33 protein-coding genes are annotated in these 24,701 nt (G+C 65.2%); 8 read left to right on the top strand and 25 right to left on the bottom strand.

The features are described 5' to 3' along the window. The first annotated feature begins 81 nt into the window (after positions 1 to 81). The 6 genes from EDD41_RS05215 to EDD41_RS05240 all read left to right on the top strand — a co-directional run bounded on the left by EDD41_RS05215 (position 82) and on the right by EDD41_RS05240 (position 6,392). A complete protein-coding gene (locus tag EDD41_RS05215; protein ID WP_094763893.1) occupies positions 82 to 1,722 on the top strand; it encodes a peptide ABC transporter substrate-binding protein in 1,641 nt (546 codons plus the stop codon). Positions 1,723 to 1,825: 103 nt separating this feature from the next. Beyond that, positions 1,826 to 2,755: an ABC transporter permease gene (locus EDD41_RS05220; RefSeq protein ID WP_123575192.1), complete on the top strand. Its 930-nt coding sequence runs from the start codon at positions 1,826 to 1,828 to the stop codon at positions 2,753 to 2,755. Between the two features lie 43 nt (positions 2,756 to 2,798). Next, positions 2,799 to 3,701: an ABC transporter permease gene (locus EDD41_RS05225; RefSeq protein ID WP_211336704.1), complete on the top strand. Its 903-nt coding sequence runs from the start codon at positions 2,799 to 2,801 to the stop codon at positions 3,699 to 3,701. Positions 3,702 to 3,817: 116 nt separating this feature from the next. Beyond that, positions 3,818 to 4,756, top strand: a complete 939-nt coding sequence (locus tag EDD41_RS05230) for an ABC transporter ATP-binding protein (RefSeq protein WP_245995721.1) — start codon at positions 3,818 to 3,820, stop codon at positions 4,754 to 4,756. Beyond that, positions 4,749 to 5,756 carry an ABC transporter ATP-binding protein gene (locus EDD41_RS05235; RefSeq protein ID WP_094763889.1) on the top strand — a complete coding sequence of 336 codons (1,008 nt, stop codon included), beginning with the start codon at positions 4,749 to 4,751 and terminating at the stop codon, positions 5,754 to 5,756. The genes EDD41_RS05230 and EDD41_RS05235 overlap by 8 nt, the downstream gene beginning before the upstream one ends. 63 nt (positions 5,757 to 5,819) lie before the next feature. Further along, complete coding sequence (locus tag EDD41_RS05240) at positions 5,820 to 6,392, top strand: PH domain-containing protein (protein WP_170165255.1); 573 nt, start codon at positions 5,820 to 5,822, stop codon at positions 6,390 to 6,392. An 86-nt stretch (positions 6,393 to 6,478) separates the two neighbouring features. On the opposite strand, the gene EDD41_RS05245 is transcribed toward EDD41_RS05240, so the two are convergent. The 4 genes from EDD41_RS05245 to EDD41_RS05260 all read right to left on the bottom strand — a co-directional run bounded on the left by EDD41_RS05245 (position 6,479) and on the right by EDD41_RS05260 (position 12,464). Further along, positions 6,479 to 8,191 carry an ABC transporter family substrate-binding protein gene (locus tag EDD41_RS05245; protein ID WP_094763887.1) on the bottom strand — a complete coding sequence of 571 codons (1,713 nt, stop codon included), beginning with the start codon at positions 8,189 to 8,191 and terminating at the stop codon, positions 6,479 to 6,481. A gap of 215 nt (positions 8,192 to 8,406) precedes the next feature. Then, a complete protein-coding gene (locus tag EDD41_RS05250) occupies positions 8,407 to 10,539 on the bottom strand; it encodes an ABC transporter ATP-binding protein (RefSeq protein ID WP_123575193.1) in 2,133 nt (710 codons plus the stop codon). Beyond that, complete coding sequence (locus EDD41_RS05255) at positions 10,536 to 11,471, bottom strand: ABC transporter permease (protein WP_094763885.1); 936 nt, start codon at positions 11,469 to 11,471, stop codon at positions 10,536 to 10,538. The genes EDD41_RS05250 and EDD41_RS05255 overlap by 4 nt, the downstream gene beginning before the upstream one ends. Before the next feature lie 9 nt (positions 11,472 to 11,480). Continuing rightward, positions 11,481 to 12,464: an ABC transporter permease gene (locus tag EDD41_RS05260; RefSeq protein WP_094763884.1), complete on the bottom strand. Its 984-nt coding sequence runs from the start codon at positions 12,462 to 12,464 to the stop codon at positions 11,481 to 11,483. A gap of 359 nt (positions 12,465 to 12,823) precedes the next feature. Here EDD41_RS05260 and EDD41_RS16555 point away from each other — a divergent pair, with 359 nt between their 5' ends. Together EDD41_RS16555 and EDD41_RS05270 are read left to right on the top strand one after the other, a co-directional pair. Beyond that, positions 12,824 to 13,018: a hypothetical protein gene (locus EDD41_RS16555; protein WP_148060462.1), complete on the top strand. Its 195-nt coding sequence runs from the start codon at positions 12,824 to 12,826 to the stop codon at positions 13,016 to 13,018. Further along, complete coding sequence (locus EDD41_RS05270; protein WP_123574591.1) at positions 13,015 to 14,088, top strand: IS3 family transposase; 1,074 nt, start codon at positions 13,015 to 13,017, stop codon at positions 14,086 to 14,088. Before EDD41_RS16555 ends, EDD41_RS05270 begins: the two co-directional genes overlap by 4 nt. 156 nt (positions 14,089 to 14,244) lie before the next feature. On the opposite strand, the gene rplO is transcribed toward EDD41_RS05270, so the two are convergent. The 21 genes from rplO to rpsJ form a co-directional block, all read right to left on the bottom strand. Further along, the gene (gene rplO / locus EDD41_RS05275; protein ID WP_094763883.1) at positions 14,245 to 14,685 is read right to left on the bottom strand and encodes a 50S ribosomal protein L15; all 441 of its coding nucleotides are present in this window, start codon (positions 14,683 to 14,685) and stop codon (positions 14,245 to 14,247) included. A 1-nt stretch (position 14,686) separates the two neighbouring features. After that, a complete protein-coding gene (gene rpmD, locus EDD41_RS05280) occupies positions 14,687 to 14,869 on the bottom strand; it encodes a 50S ribosomal protein L30 (RefSeq protein WP_094763882.1) in 183 nt (60 codons plus the stop codon). Further along, on the bottom strand, positions 14,869 to 15,468 hold the full coding sequence (gene rpsE / locus EDD41_RS05285) for a 30S ribosomal protein S5 (protein ID WP_094763881.1): 600 nt from the start codon (positions 15,466 to 15,468) through the stop codon (positions 14,869 to 14,871). Before rpsE ends, rpmD begins: the two co-directional genes overlap by 1 nt. A 23-nt stretch (positions 15,469 to 15,491) precedes the next feature. Beyond that, a complete protein-coding gene (gene rplR, locus EDD41_RS05290) occupies positions 15,492 to 15,875 on the bottom strand; it encodes a 50S ribosomal protein L18 (RefSeq protein ID WP_123575195.1) in 384 nt (127 codons plus the stop codon). Between the two features lie 2 nt (positions 15,876 to 15,877). Continuing rightward, the gene (gene rplF, locus EDD41_RS05295) at positions 15,878 to 16,420 is read right to left on the bottom strand and encodes a 50S ribosomal protein L6 (RefSeq protein WP_094763880.1); all 543 of its coding nucleotides are present in this window, start codon (positions 16,418 to 16,420) and stop codon (positions 15,878 to 15,880) included. A 28-nt stretch (positions 16,421 to 16,448) separates the two neighbouring features. Next, on the bottom strand, positions 16,449 to 16,856 hold the full coding sequence (rpsH, locus tag EDD41_RS05300) for a 30S ribosomal protein S8 (RefSeq protein WP_094763879.1): 408 nt from the start codon (positions 16,854 to 16,856) through the stop codon (positions 16,449 to 16,451). A gap of 190 nt (positions 16,857 to 17,046) precedes the next feature. Beyond that, positions 17,047 to 17,232 (bottom strand): type Z 30S ribosomal protein S14, encoded by a 186-nt coding sequence (locus EDD41_RS05305; protein WP_094763878.1) that lies wholly within the window; start codon positions 17,230 to 17,232, stop codon positions 17,047 to 17,049. Between the two features lie 11 nt (positions 17,233 to 17,243). After that, positions 17,244 to 17,882, bottom strand: coding sequence for a 50S ribosomal protein L5 (gene rplE / locus EDD41_RS05310; protein WP_094763877.1), 639 nt, complete (start codon positions 17,880 to 17,882; stop codon positions 17,244 to 17,246). After that, positions 17,882 to 18,253, bottom strand: a complete 372-nt coding sequence (gene rplX / locus EDD41_RS05315) for a 50S ribosomal protein L24 (protein ID WP_094763876.1) — start codon at positions 18,251 to 18,253, stop codon at positions 17,882 to 17,884. The genes rplE and rplX overlap by 1 nt, the downstream gene beginning before the upstream one ends. 1 nt (position 18,254) lies before the next feature. Further along, a complete protein-coding gene (gene rplN / locus EDD41_RS05320) occupies positions 18,255 to 18,623 on the bottom strand; it encodes a 50S ribosomal protein L14 (RefSeq protein WP_094763875.1) in 369 nt (122 codons plus the stop codon). A 279-nt stretch (positions 18,624 to 18,902) separates the two neighbouring features. Next, the gene (gene rpsQ / locus EDD41_RS05325; protein ID WP_094763874.1) at positions 18,903 to 19,184 is read right to left on the bottom strand and encodes a 30S ribosomal protein S17; all 282 of its coding nucleotides are present in this window, start codon (positions 19,182 to 19,184) and stop codon (positions 18,903 to 18,905) included. A gap of 2 nt (positions 19,185 to 19,186) precedes the next feature. Continuing rightward, complete coding sequence (gene rpmC / locus EDD41_RS05330) at positions 19,187 to 19,417, bottom strand: 50S ribosomal protein L29 (protein ID WP_094763873.1); 231 nt, start codon at positions 19,415 to 19,417, stop codon at positions 19,187 to 19,189. Beyond that, the gene (gene rplP, locus EDD41_RS05335; RefSeq protein ID WP_094763872.1) at positions 19,417 to 19,836 is read right to left on the bottom strand and encodes a 50S ribosomal protein L16; all 420 of its coding nucleotides are present in this window, start codon (positions 19,834 to 19,836) and stop codon (positions 19,417 to 19,419) included. The genes rpmC and rplP overlap by 1 nt, the downstream gene beginning before the upstream one ends. 2 nt (positions 19,837 to 19,838) lie before the next feature. Next, positions 19,839 to 20,663, bottom strand: a complete 825-nt coding sequence (rpsC, locus tag EDD41_RS05340) for a 30S ribosomal protein S3 (protein ID WP_094763871.1) — start codon at positions 20,661 to 20,663, stop codon at positions 19,839 to 19,841. 2 nt (positions 20,664 to 20,665) lie between these two features. Continuing rightward, positions 20,666 to 21,091: a 50S ribosomal protein L22 gene (gene rplV / locus EDD41_RS05345; RefSeq protein WP_123575196.1), complete on the bottom strand. Its 426-nt coding sequence runs from the start codon at positions 21,089 to 21,091 to the stop codon at positions 20,666 to 20,668. Positions 21,092 to 21,119: 28 nt separating this feature from the next. Further along, positions 21,120 to 21,401, bottom strand: a complete 282-nt coding sequence (rpsS, locus tag EDD41_RS05350; protein WP_094763869.1) for a 30S ribosomal protein S19 — start codon at positions 21,399 to 21,401, stop codon at positions 21,120 to 21,122. Between the two features lie 15 nt (positions 21,402 to 21,416). Continuing rightward, positions 21,417 to 22,253 carry a 50S ribosomal protein L2 gene (rplB, locus tag EDD41_RS05355; RefSeq protein WP_094763868.1) on the bottom strand — a complete coding sequence of 279 codons (837 nt, stop codon included), beginning with the start codon at positions 22,251 to 22,253 and terminating at the stop codon, positions 21,417 to 21,419. Between the two features lie 35 nt (positions 22,254 to 22,288). Beyond that, a complete protein-coding gene (gene rplW / locus EDD41_RS05360) occupies positions 22,289 to 22,600 on the bottom strand; it encodes a 50S ribosomal protein L23 (protein WP_211336591.1) in 312 nt (103 codons plus the stop codon). Then, positions 22,597 to 23,295: a 50S ribosomal protein L4 gene (gene rplD, locus EDD41_RS05365; protein ID WP_094763867.1), complete on the bottom strand. Its 699-nt coding sequence runs from the start codon at positions 23,293 to 23,295 to the stop codon at positions 22,597 to 22,599. The genes rplW and rplD overlap by 4 nt, the downstream gene beginning before the upstream one ends. Further along, positions 23,292 to 23,951 (bottom strand): 50S ribosomal protein L3, encoded by a 660-nt coding sequence (gene rplC, locus EDD41_RS05370; RefSeq protein WP_123575197.1) that lies wholly within the window; start codon positions 23,949 to 23,951, stop codon positions 23,292 to 23,294. The genes rplD and rplC overlap by 4 nt, the downstream gene beginning before the upstream one ends. Positions 23,952 to 23,962: 11 nt before the next feature. Continuing rightward, a complete protein-coding gene (gene rpsJ, locus EDD41_RS05375; protein ID WP_015071250.1) occupies positions 23,963 to 24,274 on the bottom strand; it encodes a 30S ribosomal protein S10 in 312 nt (103 codons plus the stop codon). Between the last annotated feature and the right edge of the window lie 427 nt (positions 24,275 to 24,701).

The raw sequence follows: 24,701 nt of genomic DNA on the forward strand, positions 1-24,701 counted from the left end.
CCGGAGCGCACCCCAATGATGCACACGCGACGGCTGCTCGAATTGACCGGGGCTCCGGCCCCGCCACACAGGAGGCACCACATGCGAGCACGACGCTCACTGGCCGCCGCTGCACTGGTCACCATCGCGTTCACCGCGACGGCCTGCGGCGGATCCACCGACAATGCCGGCAATGGCGCCGGCGCCGACGGCCCCGCCAAGGACGGCGGAGCCATCACGATTCGAGGCTGTACGCCCGAGAACCCGCTCATCGGTTCCAACACCACCGAGGTCTGCGGTGGCAACGTCATCGACGCCGTCACGTCCAAGCTGGTGCGCTACAACAGCGACACTGCCGCACCGGAGAACGATCTGGCCGAATCCATCGAGACCACCGACAACAAGGTCTTCACGGTCAAGCTGAAGAAGGACCGCAAGTTCTCGGACGGCACTCCGGTCCAGGCCAAGAACTTCGTGGACGCCTGGAATTTTGCCGCCTACGCCCCCAATGGCCAGCAGAACGGCTACTTCTTCGAGCCGGTCGCCGGCTTCGCCGATCTGCAGTGCCCCGATGAGGAGTGCAAGACCAAGCCGAAGACCAACAAACTCTCCGGCCTGAAGGTTGTCGACGACTCGACATTCACCATCACCACCTCCGAGGCGGTCTCGAACCTGCCGGTGCGTCTGGGCTACTCGGCCTTCGTGCCACAGCCCGACGCCTTCTTCACCGACCCCAAGTCCACTGAGTTCGGCAAGATGCCGGTTGGCGCCGGTCCCTTCAAGGTGACCAGCAACACTGCCACCGAGATCGTGCTCGAGAAGAACCCCGAGTACACCGGCGACTTCAAGGCCCACGTCGACAAGGTCACCTACCGCATCTACAACGATGCTGCCGCCGCCTACACCGAAGTGGTGGCCGACCAGCTCGACTTCACGGACATCATTCCCTCGGACCAGCTGGCAGGTGACCAGTGGAAGGCTCAGCTGGGTGATCGCACCGTCGTGCGTGACTCGGGCGTGCACCAGACCCTGACCTTCACCCCGAACGACGAGCAGCTCAAGAAGCCGGAGATCCGCAAGGCGATCAGCCAGGCCATCGACCGCAAGACCATCACGGAGAAGGTCTTCAACGGCACACGCACTCCTGCCACCAGCTGGGTCTCCCCCGTGGTCGACGGCTACAAGGAAGGTGCCTGTGGCGACGCATGCACCTTCGACAAGGACGCCGCCAAGAAGGCATACGACGCGGCCGGCGGTTACAAGGGTGTCTTCCAGATCTCGGTGAACGGCGACGGCGGCCACAAGTTGTGGGCCGACGCGGTCTGCAACCAGCTCAAGTCGAACCTCGGCATGAACTGCCAGGTGAACACCACGCCGGACTTCAAGACCCTCCGCACTCAGATCAAGGCTGGCGAACTCAAGGGTGCGCACCGCAGCGGCTGGCAGATGGACTACCCGTCCATCGAGAACTTCCTGACCCCGCTCTACACCAAGAACGCGGCCTCGAACGATGCCAAGTACGACAACCCCGCCTTCGACAAGAAGCTCGTCGACGCAGCCGCTGCCAAGACCCCGGGAGAGGCCAACACCCTCTACCAGGAGGCGGAGGCCATGCTGTCCGATGGCCTCCCCGTGATCCCGTTGTGGAGCGCCGCGACGCCCTGCGCCTGGTCCACGAAGGTGACCAATGTCAAGGTGACGCCCTTCGGAACCCTCGACATGAGCAGCATCAGCGTCAAGTGACGCGTACCGCCATGTGACTCGTTGAACTCCTCGCGATGCGGTGGTGCACCGACGTATCGGTGCACCACCGCATCAACGGGTTCGAGAAGGAGCAATCCCCAGCATGTTGAAATATGTCCTGCGGCGCCTTGTCCAGATGATTCCGGTCATCATCGGAGCCACCTTCCTGCTCTACCTCCTGGTCTTCGCACTACCCGGTGAACCCTGGGAAGGCAGGTGTGGTGAACGAGACTGCACTCCTGCCTACATCGAGAACTTCAAGCGCGAATACAACCTCGACCGGCCCCTGCTCGTGCAGTACGCGCTGTACCTGGCCAAGCTGCTGCAGGGTGATCTGGGCGTGAACTTCTACCACAACACCGTCGCCTCCGAGCTGGCCGTGCGCTACCCCACCACCATGAAGCTGGCGCTGATCGCCCTCCTCTTCGAGGCCGTCGTCGGCATCGCCGCCGGTGTCCTGGCCGGTATCCGCAAGGGCCGTTTCATCGACAGCCTCGTGACGGTCTCCACTCTGGTCGTCATCTCCATCCCGGTCTTCGTGATCGGTGGGATGGCGCAGTTCGGCATCCTCAAGGCGGGACTCAACCAGGTCATCCCGGTGACCGCCAGCCAGGGCACCCTGCAACAACTCATCCTGCCGGGCCTGGTTCTCGGCTCCCTGTCCGTTGCCTATGTAGCCCGGTTGACCCGCACCAATCTCGTGGAGAACCTGCGTGCCGACTATGTGCGGACCGCCCGGGCGAAAGGTCTGAGTCAGAGCCGCACCATCGGCGTGCACGCCCTGCGCAACTCCCTGATCCCGGTGATCACCTTCATGGGCTATGACTTCGGGGCACTCATGGGTGGCGCCATTGTCACTGAGCGCATCTTCAACATCAACGGCATCGGCGGCTTCATCTTCCGCTCCATCAACCAGCGCGACGGCATCTCCGTCGTCGGCGCGGTCACCTGTCTGGTACTGGTCTACCTGCTGATGAATCTGATCGTGGACATCCTGTACAGCGTGCTCGACCCGAGGATCTCCCATGACTGATCCCATCAACTCGTCGGCTCCAGGCCCGGTGGCCGAGCCCCTCATGCCTTCTGCAGAAGCTGTCGCCCCTGAGCAGGCCCATTCCCTGTGGACCGATGCCTGGCTGGAGATGCGCCGCAACCCGCTCTTCTGGGTCTCCGTGATGCTCATCACAGTGCTGGTCACGATGGCGTTGTTCCCCGGACTGTTCACGCGGATCGACCCCTACCAGTGCGACCTGCAGATCTCCCGCGAGGCGCCCAATGCCGCCCACTGGTTCGGCACCGACCTCCAGGGCTGTGACGTCTACTCGCGCACCATCCACGGGGCCCGCTCCTCCATCCTGGTCGGCCTGTTCACCACACTCGGTACCACTCTCCTGGGCTCCCTGGTCGGCATCATCGCCGGCTATGCGGGAGGCTGGGTTGACACCCTGCTGTCCCGCATCGGTGAGGTCTTCTTCGCCATCCCGCTGCTGCTCGGCGGCATCGTGATCCTCTACTCCTTCCCCAGCACCTCGGAGACGCCCTACCTGGTCGTGGTCGCCAAGGTGGTCGCGGCCCTGGTCGTGCTCGGCTGGCCGAGCATCGCGCGGCTGATGCGTTCGTCGGTGCTGCAGGTCAAGCCCAACGAGTACGTCCTGGCCGCCCGCGCCCTGGGCGCCAACCCATGGCGGATCATCACCTCGCACATCCTGCCCAACGCGCTGGCTGCGGTCATGGTGGTGGCCACCATCAACCTCGGCTCCTACATCGCGGTCGAGGCGACGCTGAGCTTCCTGGGTATCGGGCTTCGTCCACCGGTGATCAGTTGGGGCATCGCCATCAGCGAGGCGTCGGGTCTGGGCTATATCCAGTCCGCCCCGTGGATGCTCGCCTTCCCGTCCATCTTCCTGTCGCTGACCGTCCTCGCCTTCATCATGCTCGGCGAGGTCATCCGTGACGCCCTCGACCCGAAGCTGCGGTGACAGACATGACGAAGACCCTTCCGAAGGATCGGCAGACCAGCCGGGGCGTCGACCAGATCGGCTTCGACTGGGGAGCGCCACTGCTGCGTGTCAATGACCTCCACGTCGAGTTCCGGATGCGTCAGGGCGTGGCCAGGGCCATCAACGGGGTGGACTTCCGCCTCGATGCCGGCGAGACGCTGGCCATCCTGGGCGAGTCCGGTTCCGGCAAGTCCGTCACGGCGCAGGCAGTGATGGGCATCATCGACTCCCCACCCGGCTTCGTCACCGCCGGCGAGGTGGTCTATCGCGGCGTGGACCTGCTGAAGCTCCCCGAGACGCAGCGCCGGGCCACCCGTGGCCCGTTGCTGTCGATGATCTTCCAGGACGCACTCAGCGCTCTCAATCCGGTCTTCCCGGTGGGCTGGCAGATTGCGGAGATGTTCCGGATCCACCGGGGGATGAACAAGGCGGACGCCCTCAAGCAGGCCATCGGGCTGATGGAGAAGGTGCAGATTCCCGCTGCCCGGGAGCGCGTGAAGGCCTTCCCGCACCAGTTCAGCGGCGGAATGCGCCAGCGAATCATGATCGCGATGGCCATCGCCCTGCAACCGGAGGTACTGATCGCTGATGAGCCCACCACGGCCCTCGACGTGACCGTGCAGGCCCAGATCATGGACCTGCTCAAGGAATTGCAGGACGAGTCCGGCATGGGCCTGATCCTGATCACCCATGACCTGGGCGTGGTGGCCGACGTCGCGGACCGGATCAACGTGATGTACGCCGGCCGGATGGTCGAGCAGGCGCCGGTCCACGAGATCTACGCCAGCCCGGCGCACCCCTACACCAAGGGGCTGATCGACTCGATACCGCGGCTGGACCAGAAGGGCCAGAAGCTGCAGGCGATCGGCGGCCTGCCCCCCAACCTGATGCGCATTCCGTCCGGCTGCGCCTTCAACCCGCGCTGCCCGATGGCCGCCGATGTCTGCCGCACCGGCGGGGCACCCGCCCTGGTGCAGGTGGCCGACGACAGGTGGAGCGCCTGCCACTTCACCCAGGAGGTGCTCCATGGCTGACCCGATCCTGTCCGCCCGCGGACTGAAGAAGTACTACCCGTTAAAGGGCGGCGTGGTCCGCCGGACGGTGGGGCATGTCAAGGCGGTCGACGGGGTGGACCTGGACCTCTTCCCCGGCGAGACGCTGGGCATCGTCGGCGAGTCCGGCTGCGGCAAGTCGACGCTCGGCCGAGTGCTGATGCGGCTGGAGGACCCCACCGAGGGCACCATCATCTTCGAGGGCACGGACATCACCAAGCTCTCGGGTGCCGGGCTGCGCAGGCTGCGCCGTGACATCCAGATCGTCTTCCAGGACCCGTACACCTCGCTGAACCCGCGCAAGACGGTCGGGGACATCATCGCCGAGCCCTTCGAGATCCATCCCGATGTGGTGCCCCGCGGCGGACGTCGCCAGCGGGTGCAGGAGCTGCTGGAGCAGGTGGGTCTGAACCCGGAGCACATCAACCGCTACCCGCACCAGTTCTCCGGCGGGCAGCGACAGCGCATCGGGATCGCCCGGGGCGTCGCACTGAACCCCAAGGTGATCATCTGCGACGAGCCGGTCAGTGCGCTGGACGTCTCGGTCCAGGCGCAGGTGGTGAACCTGTTGGAGAAGCTGCAGGACGAGCTGGGCCTGGCCTATGTCTTCATTGCGCATGACCTGGCCGTGGTGCGCCACATCTCGGACCGGGTGGGCGTGATGTACCTGGGCCGCATGGTGGAGGTGGGTGACGACGCCCACATCTATGAGCGCCCGACGCACCCCTACACCCAGGCCCTGTTGTCGGCGGTACCATTGCCGGATCCGACGCTGCGCGGCTCGCGGGAGCAGATCGTGTTGACCGGCGACGTACCGAGCCCGGCCAATCCCCCGTCGGGTTGCCGCTTCCACACCCGCTGCTGGAAGGCCACCGAGATCTGCTCCACGCAGGTCCCGGAGCTGGAACCGCACGAGGACGGCACCGGAACCCACGACAGTGCCTGCCACCACGCGGAGCTCCGCCCCTCGGTGACCGTCTGACACGCGCGACGGCCGAGCAATACGGACACTCGGCCGTCGTGGTGTGCGGGCACAATGGTCCCCATGCGTCCCACAGTCATCATCCAGTCCACGATGGGTCGCATCGGCGTCCCAGTGGTCGGCGTGATCGCCGCCGCGCTCCTGGCGCTGGAGGCCTTGTCCGGCGGGCCGATTGCGGCCCTGTTCGCTCTCCCATGGCTCGGTCTCGTGGTGGTGCTGGCCTGGCTCCTGTGGGCCAGCGCGAGCGTGCGGCTGGAGACCGAGCACCTGGTCCTGGACAATCCGCTCTCCACGGTGCGCCTCGGCTGGGGCGCGGTGCAGGAGGCGCGCAGCCGCTGGGGCCTGGTGGTGGATGCCGACGGGCGCGAGCACAAGGCGTGGGCGGCCCCCGCGCGCGGGACGGCCTCCTTCGGCCGTCAGCGGGTGGATCCCCAGCAGGACCTGCAGCCCACCGCGGCCGGAGCCCCTGCCATCCGGATGGACCTCGACGCCCGTGCCGCCGCCCTGCTGATCGGCGAGGAGGCCCTGGTGCGCGGGCCGGGCTCCCCCAGCACCGTCGCGCGACGCCTGCACCGCAGCCGTGTCGTGCTGCTGGTGACGCTGGCCCTGCTCAGCTTCGCCACCGCCGTGCTCTAACAACTGTGCACGACGAAGGCCGTGGGCCGGATCCCGAAGGATCCGGCCCACGGCCTCTGTGCTGACTGCTCAGGGTTGCAGGGGGCTCACTTGGTGTAGCCGATGTTCTCCGGAGGCAGGGTCTTGAAGGTTGCCGAGCCGTAGTTGGCCAGGTTCTTCGGGGCCGCGGTGTAGCCGATGCGACGGTAGATCGGCAGGGTGTGCACCTCATCCCAGATCATCTTGTCCACCTGGTTGGTGAGGTCCTGACGCTTCGCCACGTCGGCCTCGGTGTCGGCCTGCGGGATCAGCTTCTCGATTTCCGGGTTGACCAGCTGGGCGTAGTTGGACTCGGAGGGAACCTCGGCGCCGGCGGACTTGGCGCCGTAGATCTGGCGGATGTTGTTCATCGGGTAGGGGGTGCCCTGCCAGGTGAAGGCGATGATCTCGAAGGAGTGGGCGGTGAGGTTCTTGCTCATGTCATCGGGCGCGATGTTCACGAACTTGAGGTCGATGCCGACGGCCGCGAGGTCCTTCTGCAGCAGCTTGCCCTCGTTCTCGCTGGTGGGGACGCCAGTGAGCATCGTGTACTTCACCTGGAGCGGCTTGCCGTCCTTCTCGCGGATGGTCTTGCCCTCGGGCAGCTTCCAGCCGGCATCGTCGAGCTGCTTCTTGGCGGCTTCGACGTCGTACTTGAAGTCGCCCGAATTGTCCTTGTACCCCTCTTGGCCGGGCAGGAAGAAGTGGTTGCCGGTCATCAGTTCGGAGGGGTTCACCGGCAGACCCACCAGGTCCGACTTGGCGATGGCCTCACGATTGGTGGCCTTCACGATGGCCTGGCGCACGTCCTGGTCGGCCAGGTTGCCCGCTTTCGAATTGAAGGTGAAGTGACGCCACTGACGGGAACCGGCCGCGCGGATGTCGGCGTCGGAGCGCTTCTTGGCGGTGTTGACCGCGGTGGCGTTGATCATGGTGTCGACGACGTCGATCTCATTGTTGGCGAAGGCGTTGACGTCGGCCGGGGTCTCCAGCTGGCGGAAGCTCAGCTTGTCCAGCAGCGGCTTGTCACCCCACCACTTGTCATTGCGCTTCAGCGTCAGGGTCAGCTGCGCCTTGTCCAGCTTCTCGAAGGTGAAGGGCCCGGTATGCCATTCGGGCTTGAAGGTGGTCCATCCGGTGTTGTAGGCCTCGGGGGTGGCGACACCCTCCTTGGGCAGCACGCCCGAGAGGGCAGCCGACCAGTCCGGGTAGGACTTCTTGAAGGTCACGACGACGTCGGTGTCCTTCTCCCCCTTGGCGACGCTGGACACCTCGCTCCAGCCATCGGTGGTGGCCGGCTTGAAGGCCTCATTGCTGCCGTTCTGCGCCTTCCAGGTGGCCTCGTAGTCGGTCCAGTCGATGGTGCGGCCGGAATTCCACTTGGCCTTCGGGTTCAGGTGCAGGGTGATGACCTGGCCCTTGCCATCCTTGGCCTCCTGGACGTCATAGCTCTCCAGGTAGGGCTTGTAGGGCTCGAAGCTCGCGTCCTCGTTGTAGAGGAAGTTCACCGGGAGGCAGTAGCCCGCGATGTTGTTGTTGTCGACACCATTGCCGTCGATCGAGCTGATGTTCCAGTTCGTCGGCAGGAAGCTGATGGCGAAGCGGACCTGGCCGCCGTCCTTCAGCTCCTCGCGGGGCTTCTCGTTCAGCGCGGCGAGGGCGGGTGCCTTGCCATCGGTGCCATCACTGCCACCGGTGCTGGACTTGGGGGCGCCGCAGGCGGAGAGCGCGAGGGCTCCCACGGCGAGAAGGGCAACCGCGGACGATGCGGGCTTGCGCACAATGACCTCCGGAAAATCGTGGTTCCCAGTACTTCTGGGACCCGGATGGTGGTAAACCTATTCCAAAATGGTCCCGCCGAGAACAGCCCCACTCCCAAATGGGCACATTGTTATCAGTCCGTGACGCCCGGAGCGGTTCGCGACGGGACGGTGCCGCCGGGAAGGCCTCATGGCTTCCCGGCGGCACCGTGCCGAACCTTGTCTCCGCGCAGCCGTCAGAAGACGGTCAAGGCCTGCGGGAAGTGACAGGCCACCTCCTGGTCCGCTCCCTGCACGTGCAGGTCGGGGCGCTCCTGCGAACACCGCTGCTGCTGCGTCTGGTCCAGGGTCCTGAACTTCGGGCAGCGGGTGTGGAAGGGGCATCCCGACGGCGGATTGGCCGGGCTGGGCAGGTCTCCGGTGAGCACGATCCGGTCCCGCTGGCGTTCCTTGGCCGGATCGGGCACGGGGATGGCCGAGAGCAGCGCTTGGGTGTACGGATGCTGCGGGGCGTCGAAGACGTCGTCCACGTCACCGATCTCCACGATGTGCCCCAGGTACATCACCGCCACGCGGGTGGCGATGTGCCGCACTACGGAGAGGTCGTGCGCCACGAACAGGTAGCTCAGGCCCAGCTCGGTGCGCAGCTGCTCCAGCAGGTTGAGCACACCGGCCTGGATGGACACGTCCAGGGCGCTGACCGGCTCGTCCAGCACCAGCAGCTTCGGCTCCAGTGCCAGTGCGCGGGCGATGCAGATGCGCTGGCGCTGACCTCCGGAGAAGTTGCGCGGGTATCGGTTGGCATGGGCAGGCTCCAGGCCGACGAGCTTCATCAGGTCTCGAATGTGGCCGGGGATCATGTCCTTGGGATAGCCGTTGTACTTCAGCGGCTCGGCGAGGATGTCGGAGACGGGCATTCGTCCGTCCAACGAGGCCATCGGGTCCTGGAAGACCACCTGAAGGTCCTCACGGACCGTCTTGCGATCCGCCCTGCCGAGCGTGGCGACATCCTTGCCCAGCACCACCACCTTGCCGCTCTCCGGGGCCTTGAGGCCGAGGATGCTCATGATGGTGGTGGTCTTGCCGCAACCGGACTCCCCCACCAGTCCGAGGGTCTCACCCGCCCGGATGTCCAGATCGATGGTGTCCACGGCATGCACAGTGCCCACGCGACGCTTGAAGACGGCGCCCTTGGTCAACGGGAAGGTCTTGACCAGGCCTTCGACCCGCAGCACCTCCTCACGCTGCTCGCGGGGAACGCCCGCCAGTTCATGGGGCCGGACCCTTGGAATCGGGTAGATGTCCGCGTAGCCCAGCTTCCCGTCGATGATCCGCTGCACCTTGACGCAGGCCGCTTGGTGGTCGGGATTGTCCGTGGCACACAGTTCCGGCTCACCCGCACGGCACTCCTCGGAGACCATCGGACAGCGAGGGCCGAAGGGGCAGCCCGGAGGCAGCGCCAGCAGGGACGGTGGGTTGCCCTCGACGGGGGTCAGCATCTCGTCGCGGCTCATGTCGGGCCGCGGCAGGGAGCCGAGCAGGCCGATGGTGTACGGCATCCGGGTGCGGTAGAAGATGTCGTCCACGCTGCCGGCCTCGACGATCCGCCCGGCGTACATGACGGCCACCTGGTCCGCCATGCCGGCCACCACGCCCAGGTCGTGGGTGATCATCACGACGGCGGCATTGGTCTCGCGCTGGGCCACCTTGAGCAGGTCGATCACCTGCGCCTGGATGGTGACGTCGAGGGCCGTGGTGGGCTCGTCGGCGATGATCACGTCCGGATTGTTCGCAATGGCCATGGCAATCACGACGCGCTGACGCATGCCGCCACTGAACTCATGCGGGAAGGCCTTGATCCGCACCTCGGGATTGGGGATGCCCACCATCCGCAGCAGTTCGAGAGCCCGCTCGTGTGCGGCCTTGTCATCCATCTTGCTGTGGATCTGCAGCGCCTCGATGATCTGGTCACCGATGGTGTAGACGGGTGTCAGCGCGCTCAGCGGATCCTGGAAGATCATCGCGACCTTGCGGCCGCGGACATTGCTCATCCAGTTGTCACTGCGGCCGATCAGCTCGGTGCCGTGCAGCGTCACCGAACCGTCGATCCTGGCATTCTCGTCCAGCAGGCCCATCACGGCCATCGACGTGACCGACTTGCCCGAGCCGGACTCACCGACGATGGCGAGTACCTCGCCGGAGTCCACCTCCAGGTTGACTCCGCGCACGGCGTGCACGACGCCGTCCTCGGAGGGAAAGCGCACGTTCAGGTCGCGGATCTGCAGGGCCGGCACCCCGGCACGCGCCTCGGGAACCGCCTTGTCGTCATTGCGCGGGCTTTCGACGGGGCTGGTTGCGGCGTGGCTCATGCTTGGCCTCCGGACTTCGAGGACGGATCAATGGCGTCGCGCAGGGCGTCGCCGATGAAGTTGACAGACAGCAGGGTCAGCACCAGCACGGTGGCGGGTGCCAGGAAGACCCAGGGGAAGGTGGTGGCCTGCTGGGTGCCCTCACCGATCAGGGTGCCCAGCGAGGTGTCGGGGGCCTGGACACCGAAGCCGAAGAAGCTCAGCGCCGTCTCGCTCATGATCGCGCCCGCCACGGCGAGGGTGGCATCGATGATCAGGAAGGACGAGATGTTCGGGATGACGTGCTTGGTGATGATCACCCAGGACGGCACGTTCATGAACTTCGCGGCATTGACGTAGTCAAGGTTCACCACGCTGAGCGTCATGGCGCGCACCACACGGGAGCTGATCATCCAGCTGAAGGCCACCAGGAGAAGGATGAAGAGCCAGGTTGCCCCCTTGTGTCCACCGGTGTTCTGGCTGAGGATGGCGATCATCAGGAAGGACGGGATCACCAGCATCAGGTCGATGATCCACAGGATGGACTTCTCCACGCGCCCGCCGAAGAAGGCAGCAGACGCGCCGATCAGGGAGGCAAGGCAGGTCTGCAGCAGCGCGACGCTGAAGCCGATGATGAGGGACTTGCGCAGCCCCTCCATCGTCATCGCGAAGACATCACGACCGCCCTGGGTGGTGCCGAACCAATGCAGGTTCGACGGCGGCGAGAGGAACCACTCGCTGTCCACGTCATCGAACTTCCACTGCCCGATGTGCGGGCCGACGAGGGCCAGCAGCACGATCAGGGAAAGCCCGACCACACCGATCTTGGCGCCGAGAGGGCGCCAGAAGCGCTTGAGGATCAGCCGGCCTCGGGAGAGGTGCTTCTCGTCATTCTTGGCGGCCTCGTCCACCACCTCGGGGGTTGAGGGGGCCTCGGGAAGAAGATTGCTCATGCCAGGCTCCTAGCTGGTGCGCACGCGCGGGTCGATGGCGGCGATCAGGATGTCGGACAGCAGGGCGCCGGTCAGCACGCAGACGCCGGAGAAGGCGACGACGGCCGCGGTGCCGTTGATGTCCTGGGCGGTGATCGAGTCCACCGAGTAGGCGCCCATGCCGTGCCAGCCGTAGATCCGCTCGGTCATCGCGGCACCCGTGAAGACCAGCGCGACGCTGAAGGCGAAGTAGGTGGCCATCGGGATGATGGCATTGCGCAGGGCGTGGTGACGGATGGCCTTGGCCTTGCGCAGGCCCTTGGCCCGGGCGGTGCGGACATAGTCGGCGCCCAGCGTGTCCAACATCAGGTTGCGCTGGTAGCGGGAGTAGGAAGCCATCTGCATCAGGGACAGGGACAGTGTCGGGAGGACCAGGTGCTGCATCCGGTCCATCAGCCCGGCACCGAAGTACTCGCCGTGCTGCCCCGTTTCACCAATGAACTCGAAGATGGGCATCCCCGCGGCCGTGTTGACCCAGGTGGCGACCATCTGCAGACTCGGGGCGAGCACCAGCACCGGCGTCGAGATGAGCAGCAGCGCGAAGAAGGAGATGATCCGGTCGGCCTTAGAGTACTGGCGCACGGCGGACCAGGCGCCGATGACCACGCCGCCGATGATGCCCAGCGCGGTGCCGATGGTCATCAGCCTCAGCGACACCCAGACCTTGGTGCCCATCAGCTCGTTGATGGAGTCGCCCTTGGGGGTGAAGCCCCAGTTCCAGTCCCCGAAGACCATCTTCAGCCAGCGGCTGTAGCGCAGCAGGGGCGAAGTCTCGGGGTTGATGTTGTAGTTCGTCAGCGTGGCATTGACGGCAGCCCGGTTCAGGCTGGGGTTCGTCCAGTCGAAAGCCTGGCGCGGGTCCATCGACACCGAGGCCAGGATGAAGGCCAGGGAGACAGCGATGAACAGCAGGAGGACGTAGTTGGCAAGACGTCGAAGCAGAAAGCGAAGCACGGACGTCCTTTCTGTGAATGCGGGGTGCCCCGGGCTGTCCCCTGTCGCGTGGCAACATTGCCGCCTGCGTCAGGCCCCGTCAAGCGTGGCGCTACCCCGCTTGGTGTCTTTTGTCGAAAAAAATGCGTGCGTCCCTGATTGGCAAGCTGGTTGTGAGTCAGGGAGGTGCCGTGATGATTGAGCAGCGGACCGCGAGGGAGCGGGCGGAGTTGGTGGCTGAGTACTTGGTGTTGCCGCAGGGGTCGAAGGGGCGGTGGCTGGATGAGCATGGGGTTTCCCAGCGGCGGATGCAGTCGTGGCGTCGGCAGTACTTGTATGGGGACTTGGAGTTGGGGTTGGAGCCTCGCGATACTGCGCGTATGAGTGCCACGGATGGGGCGGAGTTCGCCCGGTTGAAGGCGCAGTTGGCCATCGAGCGTCAGGCTCGTGAGGAAGAGGCGCGGCAGGCTCGGGAGCAGATCGAGTCGTTGACCCGGGCCAATGATGCGTTGGGAAAAGCTATCGGGCTCTTGCAGCAGCTGTCCGTCAGGCAGGGGCCCACCAACGGCGAGTGACGGGGCAGGTCAGCGCCGAGCAGGAGCGGTTCTTGGCGGCCGAACAGGCGCTGGTGGACGACCTGCGCCAGGCGGGTTGGAGCCTGCGGCGATCGTTGTCGGTGATCGGGTTGTCGCGTTCGTCGTGGCACTACCGCAGTCATCCCCGTCCCGGGATCGCCAGCCCGACACCACACCGGGGGCGGGCCTACCCGAACCGGGTCGGGGAGCAGGACCAGCAGCGCATCATCGGCCTGTTGCGCTCGGCGGCGCAGCAGGGAATCAGCGCGTATCAGGCGTGGTTCGACGCGTTGGACGCCGGGGATCCGGTGGCGTCGTTGTCGACCTGGTACCGCATCGCCCGCGCCGAACGGATCCGTTGCACCACTGCTCGACGTTCCCGCAAGCGCTCGTCGGCGATGCCGCAGTGGCATGCCACCGGCCCCAACCAGGTGTGGTGCTGGGACATCACCAAGCTGCCCGGCCGGTACAAGGGCCAATGGTTCAACCTGTATGCCGTCATTGACGTGTTCTCCCGCCGGATCATGGCTTGGCGTGTCGAGGACTGCGAGGATGACCAGCTGGCTGCCGACATGTTCACCACCGCATTCACCACGCACGGCGTCCATCCCCGCATCGTCCACTCCGATGGAGGTCCGTCGATGATGTCCGACGAACTCGCCCGCGTGTTCCGCGCGATGGGCATCACCCGCTCCCGCAACCGGCCGCGGGTCTCCAACGACAACCCCCACATGGAGTCATGGTTCAAGACCGCGAAGTACCACCGTGACTGGCCCGGATACTTCACCGACCTCGACGCCGCCCGGTCTTGGGCCGCACGTCGGGTCACCGACTACAACCAGCACCACGCCCACTCATCCCTGGCCGGCCACACGCCCCAGTCGGTTCACGACGGCACCTGGCACCAGGTCCACCACCGACGCCAAGCCACTCTTGAGGCCCTCGCCCACCGATATCCCCAACGATTCACTCAGCCACCCCACCTGGCCACACCACCCGCACATGCCTGGCTCAACCCCGACGGCATCCTCGACGAGCAAACCCGCCGCGAGTGTCTCCACACAGGTTGACAGCTTCCGCGTCCTCACACACAGTGAAGGATTCACTCAGTGGAACGAGACAATTCGACCAGTCTGCTCGTTCCACGATGCGACGGCCGCTGGAAATGGACGAAGCGGGACAGCAACACCTCAGTGTCACTGCCCCGCTTAGTCATCAGGCCTGGCTCACAGCTCCGTGACGGAACCGCCGGCCCTCTCGATCTTCTCCTTGGCCGACCCGGTGAACGCGTCGGCGCTCACCTGGACGGCAACCTGGATGTCGCCATTGCCCAGCACCTTGACGAGACGTCCCTTGCGGACGGCACCCTTGGCGACAAGATCCTCGACGCTGACGGCACCCCCCTCGGGGAAGAGCTCGGCGATGGTGCCGACATTGACAACCTGGAATTCCGTGCGGAAGGGGTTCTTGAAACCCTTGACCTTCGGCAGACGCATGTGCATCGGCATCTGGCCACCCTCGAAGTTCTCGGGGACGTTCTTCCGCGCGCCGGTACCCTTGGTACCGCGACCGGCAGTCTTGCCCTTCGAGCCCTCACCACGACCCACACGGGTCTTGGCGGTCTTGGCTCCGGGAGCAGGACGCAGGTGATGAACCTTCAACGCCATGTCACTCAACCTCTTCCACAGCAACCAGGTGCTGCACGGTCTTGACCATTCCGCGGATCTCGGGACGGTCCTCCTTCACGACGACATCGCCGATGCGCTTCAGGCCCAGCGTACGCAGGGTGTCGCGCTGGTTCTGCTTGCCGCCGATGCCGGACTTCATCTGGGTCACCTTCAGGCGTGCCATCAGTTGGACACTCCTTCCTTGCGAGCCTTGAGCAGGGCGGCCGGGGCAACGTCCTCGACGGACTTGCCGCGACGCTTCGCGATCTGCTCGGGCTCCTCGAGGCCCTGAAGTGCCTCAACGGTGGCGTGCACCACATTGATGGCATTGGGCGAACCCAAGGACTTGGCCAGGATGTCGTGGATACCGGCGCACTCGAGCACGGCGCGCACGGAGCCACCGGCGATCACACCGGTACCGGGCGACGCCGGACGCAGCATGACGACGCCAGCCGCCTTCTCACCCTGGACGGGATGGGGAATGGTCCGCTGGACCATCGGCACCTTGAAGAAGTGCTTCTTGGCCTCCTCGACGCCCTTGGCGATCGCCGCGGGCACCTCCTTGGCCTTGCCGTAGCCGACACCCACGGTGCCCTCGCCGTCGCCCACCACAACCAGTGCGGTGAAGCTGAAGCGACGGCCGCCCTGGACCACCTTGGCGACGCGGTTGATGGCAACCACGCGCTCCAGGTACTGCGACTTCTCTTCCTGCTGCTTGCCGTTGCCTCGGCGGTCCTCACGACCCCGACGCTCGCCGCCTGCGCGGCGCTGAGTTTCACTCATCGTCTTTTGCCTTTCAGTCGTGATCAGAACCCGAGGCCAGCCTCGCGCGCGGCGTCAGCCAGCGCGGCGATGCGGCCGTGGTACTTGTTTCCAGCGCGGTCGAAGACCACGTTCTCGACGCCAGCGGCCTTCGCGCGCTCGGCGATCAGCTCGCCGACCTTTGCAGCCTTGGCAGACTTGTCGCCCTGTGCACCGCGCACGGCAGCCTCCATGGTCGAGGCCGACGCCAGGGTGTGACCCTGGACATCGTCGATGACCTGGACGCCGATGTGACGGGCAGAGCGGGTGACGACCAGGCGCGGACGCTCGGCCGAACCGTGGATCTTCTTGCGGCCGCGAGCCTGACGACGCAGACGCGACGCGGTCTTCGGGGCCAGTCCCTTGCGGACTGCCAGAGAGATACCCATGGTCACTTACCAGCCTTTCCGACCTTGCGGCGAACGTTCTCGCCGGCGTAACGCACACCCTTGCCCTTGTACGGCTCGGGCTTGCGAAGCTTGCGGATGTTGGCCGCAACCTCGCCGACAACCTGCTTGTCGATGCCCTGGACGCTGAACGCGGTGGGCTTCTCGACGGCGAAGGTGATGCCCTCGGGGGCATCGATGATGACCGGGTGCGAGAAACCGAGCGCAAACTCGAGCTGCTTCGGGCCCTTGGCCATGACGCGGTAACCAACGCCGACGATCTCGAGCTTCTTCTCGTAGCCCTCGGTGACACCGATGACCATGTTGCTCACCAGGGTGCGGGTCAGGCCGTGCAGCGAGCGACTCTCGCGCTCGTCGTTGGGACGAACGACCTCGATCTGGCCGTCGTCATTCTTCTGGATCTTGATCGGCTCGGGAACGACGTGGGTCAGGGTGCCCTTGGGACCCTTCACCTCGACATTCTGGCCGTCGAGCTTGACCTCGACACCGGACGGGACGGTGATCGGGAGCTTGCCAATGCGTGACATTCAAATTCTCCTTATCAGTCTCGTCGGATCACCAGACGTAGGCGAGGACTTCGCCGCCCACGGACTTGGCATGTGCCTGGCTGTCGGTCATCAGGCCCTGCGAGGTGGAGATGATGGCGATACCCATCCCACCCAGGACCTTGGGGAGCGCGTTCGACTTGGCGTACACGCGCAGGCCGGGCTTGCTGATACGGCGGATACCGGCCAGCGAACGCTTGCGGTCATCGCCGTACTTCAGGGTCAGGGTCAGGGTCTTGCCGACCTCGCCCTCACCCGGCTCGGTGACCTCGAAGTCACTGATGTAACCCTCCACCTTGAGGATCTCGGCGATTCCCACCTTGATCTTCGAGTGCGGCATGGAGGTCGAGTCGTGGAACGCCTGGTTGGCGTTGCGCAGACGGGTCAGCATGTCTGCGATCGGATCAGTCATTGTCATGGCTGTGCACTACTTTCTCGCGACGGTTTCAGGCCCGGGTACACCCAGACATGACCTTTCGCGCTTTGTCCCGGCCGGACGGCCAGGGAGTTCTCGGGGCAGGTCGCTCGCTCTTGCGAGCGCCTGCATGGTGCGCCGACGGCGGGGGTCTCCCCCGCCGTCGGCGACAGGTTTCAACGCGTCGCGTCGATCACCAGGACGACTTGGTCACGCCGGGCAGTTCGCCCTTGTGAGCCATCTCGCGCAGGCACACGCGGCACAGACCGAACTTGCGGTAGACCGACTTCGGTCGGCCGCACTTCTGGCAACGGGTGTAGGCGCGCACGCCGAACTTGGGGGTACGCGACTGCTTGACCTTCAGAGCTGTCTTCGCCATGGGTCAGCGCCTCACTTCTTCTTCTTGTAGTACGCCGGGCCACGACGCACCTTCTTGGCCTTGGGATCGTCGACCTCCTTGAACGGGAAGCCGAGGTGCTTCAGCAGCGCCTTGCCCTCCTCGTTGTTCGTGGCGGACGTCACGAAGGTGATGTCCATGCCACGCACGCGGTCGATCTTGTCCTGGTCGATCTCCAGGAACATGACCTGCTCGTTCAGGCCGAAGGTGTAGTTGCCCAGGCCGTCGAACTGGTTGCCGTTGAGGCCGCGGAAGTCGCGGATTCGGGGCAGGGCCAGGGTCAGCAGACGGTCAGCGAATTCCCACATGCGGTCGCCACGCAGCGTGACGTGGCAGCCGATGGGCTGACCCTCACGCAGCTTGAACTGGGCGATCGACTTGCGGGCCTTGGTGACCTGCGGCTTCTGACCGGTGATGGCGGTCAGGTCCTTGATGGCACCGTCCATGACCTTGGAGTCATTGGCGGCGTCACCCACACCCATGTTCACCACGACCTTGACCAGGCCGGGGATCTGCATGGGATTGGCGTAGTTGAACTCGCCCTGCAGCGCGGGGACGATCTCCTCGCGGTAGCGCTTCTTCAGGCGGGGCATCTCGCCGGCCACGTTCTTGTTCTCGGTGGTCTCCGACATCAGATCTCCTCCCCCGTCTTGCGAGCGATGCGAACGCTGCGGGTGCTCTTGTACTCCGAGCCGTCAGGACGACGCTTGTCAACCTCGACGCGCTTGTGGCCGACGCGGGTGACCTTGGCGTCCTTGCCGGTGCCGATGACCAGCTGGACGTTGGAGACGTGGATGGGTGCCTCGGACGCGACGATCCCGCCCTTGACCTGCTGACCCGACGCGTTGGCCTGGTCGCGCTTGTGGCGCTTGACGATGTTGACACCCTCAACGGTCACGCGGTTGCGCTCCACGTCAACGGCGATGATCTCGCCAACGGTGCCCTTGTCCTTGCCGGCGATGACCTTGACGCGGTCACCCTTCTTGACGTTCAGGGACTTCATGTCAGATCACCTCCGGGGCGAGCGAGACGATGCGCATGAACTTCTTCTCGCGCAGCTCGCGGGCAACCGGGCCGAAGATGCGGGTGCCGCGGGGCTCCCCGTCGTTCTTCAGGATGACGGCCGCATTCTCGTCGAACTTGATGTAGGAGCCGTCAGCGCGACGGTTCTCCTTGGTGGTGCGCACGATGACGGCCTTGACGACCTCGCCCTTCTTCACGTTGCCACCGGGAATGGCGTCCTTGACGCTGCACACGATGGTGTCGCCGAGACCGGCGTAACGGCGCTTGGATCCACCGAGAACACGGATGCACAAGAGTTCCTTGGCACCAGTGTTGTCGGCGACCTTAAGCCGCGACTCCTGCTGGATCATTTGTTCTCCTCTACCCCGCTGGTTCCCGTGAAGGGCCTGGTGAGGCTTGAATGTGTAACCCACCTGGATTTTGCCAGCTGGGGTGGACAGCCCCGAACCGAGGTTCGCAGGCGACGGCCGACCCGGGTGCACGCGGACGCGCAGCCCAGTTCAGACCAACTTGTCAAGCATAAGCCAAAGCGGCGCCGGGAGCCAATCGGACCGGCGCCCGCCACGGACGACGAGGCGGGGGCCCGCCCTGTTGGACGGACCCCCGCATGCGTCGGCTTCAGCGACGGATCACTTGGCCTTCTCGACGATCTCAAGGAGCCGCCAGCGCTTGGTCGCCGACAGCGGTCGGGTCTCCATGATGCGCACGCGGTCGCCCGCGCCGGCCTCGTTGTTCTCGTCGTGCGCCTTGAGTCGCTCGCTCTTGGTCATGACCTTGCCGTAGAGGGGGTGCTTGACGCGATCCTCCACGAGCACGGTGATGGTCTTGTCCATCTTGTCCGAGACGACGACACCCTCACGAACCTTGCGGTCGTTGCGGGCCTCGGTCTCGACCTTGGTGTTCTCGCTCATTGTCAGGCCTTCTTGTCAGGGTCGTCGACGATGCCCAGGTTGCGCTCCTGGAGCACGGTGTAGATCCGGGCGATGTCCTTGCGGACCTCACGCAGACGTCCGTGGGACTCGAGCTGGCCGGTGGCTGCCTGGAAGCGCAGCGTGAACAGCTCCTCCTTCAGCTCGAGGACCTTTGCGTTGAGGTCGTCGCGGCTGAGGCCGCGCAGTTCGGCGGCCGTCGTGGTCTTCGACATCAGATGTCACCTGCTTCGCGCTTGATGAAGCGAGCCTTGAAGGGCAGCTTGTGGATTGCCAGGCGCATGGCCTCGCGAGCGACCTCTTCATCAACACCGGACAGCTCGAAGAGCACGCGACCCGGCTTGATGTTGGCCACCCAGAACTCGGGCGAGCCCTTGCCGGAACCCATGCGGGACTCGGCAGGGTGCTTGGTCAGCGGGCGGTCGGGGTAGACGTTGATCCACACCTTGCCACCACGCTTGATGTGGCGGGTCATGGCAATACGAGCAGCCTCGATCTGACGGTTGGTCAGGTAGGAGGACTCGAGTGCCTGGATGCCGTACTCACCGAAGGCGAGCTTGGTTCCACCCTTGGCAGCACCGGTCCGCTTGGGGTGGTGCTGCTTGCGGTACTTCACACGACGAGGAATCAGCATGCTCAGGCTCCTGCGTTCTCGGTCGCCGGGGCCTTGGACTCGGCCTTGGGGGCATCGGCGTTGTTGTCATTGCGCGCCTCCTCGGCGCGACGGCGTCCACCGCGCTCGGGACGGCCACCGCGCTCGGGACGACGTCCCCCACGACGGTTGGCGCCGGGAGCGGCGGCACGGGCGGCCTTCTGCGCAGCGCGCTCGGCCCTGGTACCGGTCACGTCGCCCTTGTAGATCCACACCTTGACGCCGATGCGACCGAAGGTGGTCCGGGCCTCGTAGAAGCCGTAGTCGATGTCCGCACGCAGGGTGTGCAGGGGCACGCGGCCCTCGCGGTAACCCTCGGAACGGCTCATCTCGGCGCCACCAAGACGGCCAGAGCACTTGATACGGATGCCCTGGGCACCGGAACGCATCGCGGTCTGCTGCGCCTTGCGCATCGCACGACGGAAGGCAACGCGGGCCCCCAGCTGCTCGGCGACGCCCTGGGCAACCAGCTGCGCATCGATCTCGGGGTTCTTGACCTCGAGGATGTTCAGCTGGATCTGCTTTCCGGTCAGCTTCTCCAGTGCGCCACGAACACGCTCCGCCTCGGCGCCATTGCGGCCGATGACGATGCCCGGACGAGCGGCGTACAGGAAGATGGTCACGCGCTCGGAACGACGCTCGATCTCGATCGAGGAGATACCAGCGCGTTCCAGGTTCTTGAGGAGGTACTGGCGGATCTTGACGTCTTCACCAACAAAGGCCGCGTACTGCTTCTCGGCGTACCAACGGGTCTTGTGGTCTGTGGTGATGCCGAGGCGGAAGCCATGCGGGTTGATCTTCTGGCCCATGCTCAGGCTCCCTTCTTGCTCTCAGTTGCGGCGGATTTGTTGCTCTTGGGCTCGACAACCACGGTGATGTGGCTGGCGCGCTTGAGGATGCGGCTCGCGGAACCCTTGGCGCGGGGGCGAATGCGACGCAAGGTCACGCCCTCGTCCACGAAGATCTGCGAGACGTGGAGGTCATCGGCACGCAGGCTCTCGGAGTTCTCCGCATTGGCGACGGCCGAGGCCACCACCTTGTAGACGGGATCACTGGCAGCCTGCGGGGCGAACTTCAGCGTGACGAGGGCGTCATTGACACCCATCCCACGCACCAGGTCGGCGACGCGACGAACCTTGGTCGGGCTCATCCGGACGTGACGCGCAATCGCGTACGAGCCAGGACGATCCCCGAGCAGGGCAGCGCGACGGCTGGGCCGGCTTTCGTTGTTGCTCATTGTTTGATCAGTTCCTTGTCTCGCCCGCTCAGCGGCGGCGCGCCTTCTTGTCGTCCTTGACGTGACCCTTGAAGGTACGCGTCGGAGCGAACTCGCCCAGCTTGTGGCCGATCATGGACTCGGTCACGAAGACCGGGACATGCTTGCGACCGTCGTGGACGGCGATGGTGTGACCCAGCATGTCGGGCACGATCATCGAACGGCGCGACCAGGTCTTGATGACATTCTTGGTTCCCTTTTCGTTCTGAGCATCGACCTTCTTGGTCAGGTGCTCGTCGACGAAGGGACCCTTCTTCAAACTACGAGGCATTGTTCAAGCTCCCAATCAGCGCTTCTTGCCGGACTTGCGGCGACGAATGATGAGGCGGCTGCTCGCCTTGTTCTTGTCGCGGGTGCGACCCTCAGGCTTGCCCCAGGGCGACACCGGGTGGCGACCACCCGAGGTACGGCCCTCGCCACCACCGTGCGGGTGGTCGATCGGGTTCATGACCACACCACGCACGGTCGGGCGAACGCCCTTCCAGCGGCTGCGGCCGGCCTTGCCCCAATTGATGTTGGACTGCTCGGCATTGCCGACAGCACCAACGGTTGCGCGGCAACGCACGTCAACCATGCGCATTTCGCCCGAGGGCATGCGCAGGGTGGCGTACTTGCCTTCGCGGGCGACCAGCTGGATCGCCGCGCCGGCCGAACGGCCGAGCTTGGCGCCGCCACCGGGGCGCATCTCCACCGCGTGCACCGTGGTGCCGACGGGGATGTTGCGCAGCGGCAGGTTGTTGCCGGGCTTGATGTCAGCGCCCTCCCCAGCGGTCACCGTCGCGCCCTGGGCCAGGCCCTGGGGAGCGATGATGTAACGCTTGGCGCCGTCTGCGTAGTGCAGCAGGGCGATGCGGGCGGTGCGGTTGGGGTCGTACTCGATGTGAGCGACCTTGGCCGGAACGCCGTCCTTGTCGTAACGCTTGAAGTCGATGATGCGGTACGCCTGCTTGTGGCCACCACCAATGTGACGCGTGGTGATACGGCCCGAGTTGTTGCGGCCGCCGGTCTTCGGCTTGGGGGCCAGCAGCGACTTCTCCGGCGTGGAACGAGTCAGTTCGACGAAGTCGGCGACGCTCGAGCCGCGACGGCCCGGCGTAGTCGGCTTGTACTTACGGATACCCATGAGGTCTCAGTTTCCTTGTCTCAGCGAACGTCCGGTCAGGCGACCGGACCTCCAAAGATGTCGATGCGCTGGCCTTCGGCCACGGTCACGATCGCGCGCTTGGTGTCTGGACGCTTGCCCATGCCGAAGCGGGTGCGACGCGTCTTGCCCTTGCGGTTGATCGTGTTCACATTGGTGACCTTGACATCGAAGATCGACTCAACGGCGATCTTGATCTCGGTCTTGTTGGCGTGCGGGGCGACGAGGAAGGTGTACTTGTTCTCGTCCAGCAGGCCGTAGCTCTTCTCGCTCACGACGGGCGCGAGCAGGATGTCGCGGTGGTCGCGGATCTTCACGGACTCGGTCACTTCTGGGTCTCCTCTGCGGCAGCCTCGGACTCGGTGGCCACTGCCTTCACGCTCTTGCCCTTGGCAGGACCAGCGGTGTAGGCGTCCAGGGCGGTCTTGGTGAAGACCACGCCGTCGTTGACCAGGATGTCGTAGGCGTTGAGCTGGTCAACGGCCAGGACGTGCACCGTGGGGACATTGCGCAGGCTCAGCCAGGCGATGCTCTCGGAACGGTCCAGGACAACCAGCAGCTTGGTGACGTCGCCGACGCTCTTGATGGCCTGCAGTGCGGCCTTCGTGGACGGCTTCTCGCCGGTCACGATCTGGTCCAGCACGAAGACCTGGCCGTCACGGGCGCGGTCCGACAGTGCGCCACGGATCGCGGCGGCGATCATCTTCTTGGGGGTGCGCTGCGCGTAGCCGTGGGGCTGCGGGCCGTGCACGGTGCCACCGCCGACCCAGATGGGCGAACGACGCGAGCCGTGACGGGCGCGGCCGGTGCCCTTCTGGCGCCAGGGCTTGATGCCACCGCCGCGGACTTCACCGCGGGTCTTGGTGGAGTGGGTGCCCTGGCGAGCAGCAGCCTGCTGGGCCACGACAACCTGGTGGATCAGCGGGATGTTGGTCTGCACGTCGAAGAGCTCGGAGGGGAGCTCAGCGGTGCCCGACTTCTTGCCGTCGACGCCGAGGACGTCGACCTTCAGCGACTCGCTCATGCGACATCACCCTTCTTGGCGGCGCTGCGAACGACGACCAGCGAGCCCTTGTTGCCCGGGATCGCACCGCGAACCAGGATCAGGCCGCGCTCAGCGTCGACAGCGTGGATGGTCAAGTTCTGCACGGTGACCTTGTCGACGCCCATACGACCAGCCATGCGCATGCCCTTGAACACGCGACCTGGGGTCGAGCAGCCGCCGATGGAACCGGGCGAACGGTGCTTGCGGTGCACACCGTGCGATGCGCGCAGGCCCTTGAAGCCGTGGCGCTTCATGACACCAGCGGTGCCCTTGCCCTTGCTCACGCCGGTGACGTCGACGACGTCGGTGGCGGCAAAGGCCTCAGCGGTGATCTCCTGGCCGAGCGTGTACTCGGAGGCGTCGGCGGTGCGCAGCTCCATCAGGTGCTTGCGCGGGGTGACGCCCGCCTTCTCGAAGTGACCGCCCACGGGCTTGGTCACCTTCTTGGCCTTGACGGCACCGAAGCCGAGCTGGACGGCGTTGTAGCCGTCGATCTCGGGGGTGCGCATCTGGGTCACGACACAGGGGCCGGCCTGGATCACGGTCACGGGAACGACCTTGTTGTTGTCGTCCCACAGCTGGGTCATGCCGAGCTTGGTGCCCAGCAGGCCCTTCACCTTGCGTTCGTTAGTCATGTTCACGGACCTCACGGGAGCTTGATCTCGATGTCCACACCGGCCGGAAGGTCGAGACGCATCAGCGAATCAACAGTCTTCGGGGTGGGATCGAGGATGTCGATGAGCCGCTTGTGGGTACGCATCTCGAAGTGCTCGCGGCTGTCCTTGTACTTGTGGGGCGAACGGATCACACAGAACACGTTCTTCTCGGTCGGCAGCGGCACCGGGCCAGCAACCTTGGCACCCGTACGGGTCACCGTGTCGACGATCTTGCGCGCCGACGAGTCGATGACCTCGTGGTCATAGGCACGGAGCCTGATGCGGATCTTTTGTCCCGCCACAGTTGTTCCTTCTACTCGTCCAAGCTTTGTCCGGAGGATTCCGGCTTCGCGGCCGATGACCCGGCGGGCCTCGGCATGCTCTCTGATGTCGTGGTGTTCAAGCGTCTCCCACAAGGGATTTTCACTTCCCACCACCGACCCCCGCGGTCGGGTGTGTCGCAACTGTATCGGGCACTCACAAACGCTCTTTTTCGTTGTGTGGTGCTCTCCTCAGTTCCGTTCACACGGCGACTGCCCAGGACCGGTGCGCTGTGTCCTCACACAAGCCCTGAACGGGACTGCACCAGAACGCATCACGCCAACTCCATCGGAGCAACTTGTTAAGTCTGTCATGTCGAGGCTTGTGAAGCAAAATCGGCGTCGCCCCTTCCCTCCCCCGCCCGAGGATGGCAGGCTGTGGCGCCAAGGGCCCGCCCCGGCCCACCAC

Origin of the sequence: Luteococcus japonicus (assembly GCF_003752415.1) — a bacterium.
Lineage (GTDB): Bacteria > Actinomycetota > Actinomycetes > Propionibacteriales > Propionibacteriaceae > Luteococcus > Luteococcus japonicus.